The 3008-nt window shown below is 48.7% G+C and carries 2 rRNA genes; both read right to left on the bottom strand.

The features are described from left to right. Positions 1–115, bottom strand: a 5S ribosomal RNA gene (gene rrf / locus ACQRC6_RS09670); the annotation flags it as partial. Between the two features lie 30 nt (positions 116–145). Beyond that, positions 146–2999 (bottom strand): 23S ribosomal RNA (locus tag ACQRC6_RS09665). Positions 3000–3008: the final 9 nt, after the last annotated feature.

Below are 3008 nucleotides of genomic sequence, written 5' to 3'. Positions count from 1 at the left end.
CTGGCGATGACTTACTCTCCCAGGCCGTTGCCAACCAAGTACCATCAGCGGACTAATGCTTAACTTCTGTGTTCGGTATGGTTACAGGTGTGTCCATTGTCCTATTCTCACCAGATTTACTTAAAACTAATCTTCTTTTTCTTTTTTGGTCAAGTCTTCGACCTATTAGTACTCGCTAGCTTAATGTATTGCTACACTTACACCTTGAGCCTATCTACCTCATTTTCTTCAAGGGGTCTTATCTTTCGAGGGAAATCTCATCTCGAGGGGGGCTTCGGGCTTAGATGCCTTCAGCTCTTATCCCTTCCAAACTTAGCTTCCCAGCTATGCACTTGGCAGTACAACTGGTTCACCAGCGGTTTGTCCATCCCGGTCCTCTCGTACTAAGGACAGCTCCTCTCAAATTTCCTACGCCCACGACGGATAGGGACCGAACTGTCTCGCGACGTTCTGAACCCAGCTCGCGTGCCTCTTTAATGGGCGAACAGCCCAACCCTTGGGACCTACTTCAGCCCCAGGATGAGACGAGCCGACATCGAGGTGCCAAACCTCCCCGTCGATGTGGACTCTTGGGGGAGATAAGCCTGTTATCCCCGGGGTAGCTTTTATCCGTTGAGCGATGGCCCTTCCACTCGGTACCACCGGATCACTAAGTCCTGCTTTCGCATCTGCTCGACTTGTTGGTCTCGCAGTTAAGCTCCCTTCTGCCTTTGCACTCTTCGCACGATTTCCGTCCGTGCTGAGGGAACCTTTGAACGCCTCCGTTACTCTTTCGGAGGCGACCGCCCCAGTCAAACTGTCCAACTGAGAGTGTCCCTTCCCCAGGTTCATGGGGTTAGGTTAGAATTCTAGCATTAAAAGAGTGGTATCCCAACGTCGGCTCCAAAGATACTGGCGTACCTTCTTCTCTGCCTCCCACCTATTCTGTACATTTAATCCCAAAATTCAATCTCAGCCTACAGTAAAGCTCCACGGGGTCTTTCCGTCCTGTCGTGGGTAAGCGGCATCTTTACCGCTACTACAATTTCACCGGATCCTTTGTTGAGACAGTGCCCAAATCGTTACACCTTTCGTGCGGGTCGGAACTTACCCGACAAGGAATTTCGCTACCTTAGGACCGTTATAGTTACGGCCGCCGTTTACTGGGGCTTCAGTTCTAAGCTTCGCTTGCGCTTACTCTTTCCCTTAACCTTCCAGCACCGGGCAGGTGTCAGCTCCTATACTTCGTTTTTCAACTTAGCAGAAACTTGTGTTTTTGGTAAACAGTCGCTTGGGCCTTTTCACTGCGGCCCCCTTTTACAGGGGCTCCCCTTCTCCCGAAGTTACGGGGTCATTTTGCCGAGTTCCTTAACAAAGGTTTTTCCGCTCGTCTTAGGATTCTCTCCTCACCTACCTGTGTCGGTTTGCGGTACGGGCGATACTTCTCTTGTAGTGGCTTTTCTTGGCAGTGTGGAGTCTTAAGCTTCTCTACTTGTTTTCGATCCGCATTACGCTTCATCCTTCTCGAAAAGCGGTTTTGCCTACTTTTCAGACTTTGCGCTTGCACGCCTCACCAACTGGGCGCTCTTAATATCCTCCTGCGTCCCCACTTCCTTTTTGACGATTGTATCGGTACAGGATTTTCAACCTGTTGTCCATCGACTACGCTTTTCAGCCTCGCCTTAGGTCCCGACTTACCCTGAGTGGACGAGCCTTGCTCAGGAATCCTTAGGTTTTCGACGGGTGAGATTCTCACTCACCTCTCGCTACTCATGCCAGCATTCTCTCTTGTATGTTGTCCACAATGGCTTTCGCCTTTTGCTTCCTCCTTCATACATTGCTCCTCTACCAACGTTTCCGTTCCATAGCTTCGGTATATAGTTTAGCCCCGGTTATCTTCGGCGCAGAGTCACTTGACTAGTGAGCTATTACGCACTCTTTAAATGAGTGGCTGCTTCTAAGCCAACATCCTAGTTGTCTCAGTAACTCCACATCCTTTCCCACTTAACTATAATTTTGGGACCTTAGCTGATGGTCTGGGCTCTTTCCCTTTCGACTATGAAGCTCATCCCACATAGTCTGACTCCCTAGTTTGTGATATGGTATTCGGAGTTTGATAGGTCTTGGTAACATATGCATGCCCCTTGACCATTCAGTGCTCTACCCCCTTTTCACTTTCTTACTAGAGGCTAGCCCTAAAGCTATTTCGAGGAGAACCAGCTATCTCCGTGTTCGTTTGGCTTTTCACCCCTATCCACAGGTCATCCGATAGCTTTTAAACGCTACCCGGTTCGAGCCTCCATTGAATTTTACTTCAACTTCACTCTGCCCATGGATAGATCACACGGTTTCGGGTCTACGACTACTAACTTTTGCCCTCTTAAGACTCGCTTTCGCTTCGGCTCCACATCTGTAATGTTTAACCTTGCTAATAATCGTAACTCGCTGGCCCGTTCTACAAAAAGTACGCGATCGTAGTTCTTGTCTACTTTCGCTGCTTGTAAACACTAGGTTTCAGATTCTTTTTCACTCCCCTCTCGGGGTTCTTTTCACCTTTCCCTCACGGTACTTGTTCGCTATCGGTCACCAAGTAGTATTTAGCCTTAGGGGGTGGTCCCCCTGTCTTCCCACGGAATTTCTCGTGTTCCGTGGTACTCTTTTGTGTCGGATATCTTTGCTTTCGCCTACGGGACTTTTACCTCCTTTGGTTCATCTTCCCAGATGATTCGGCTAGCTATTTTCTCTTTTTACACTTCGGGCTCTTCCCTGTTCGCTCGCCGCTACTTGGGGAATCGAGTTTTCTTTCTTTTCCTCAGGTTACTTAGATGTTTCAGTTCACCTGGTTCGCTTCCTATACTTATTTATTGGGTATGGGATTCCTCTTTTGAGGTGGGTTTCCCCATTCGGATATCTACGGTTCGTCGGATATTTGCTCCTACCCGTAGCTTTTCGCAGCTTGTCACGTCCTTCTTCGCCTCTTGGTGCCTAGGCATTCTCCTAGTGCTCTTTTTAACTTGACCTTTGTTTTT

This window comes from Peptoniphilus sp. SGI.035, from assembly GCF_050315115.1.
Lineage (GTDB): Bacteria > Bacillota > Clostridia > Tissierellales > Peptoniphilaceae > Peptoniphilus_A.
The sequence above is the reverse complement of the archived record's forward strand: the minus strand, read 5'-3'. Positions and strand labels throughout refer to the sequence as shown.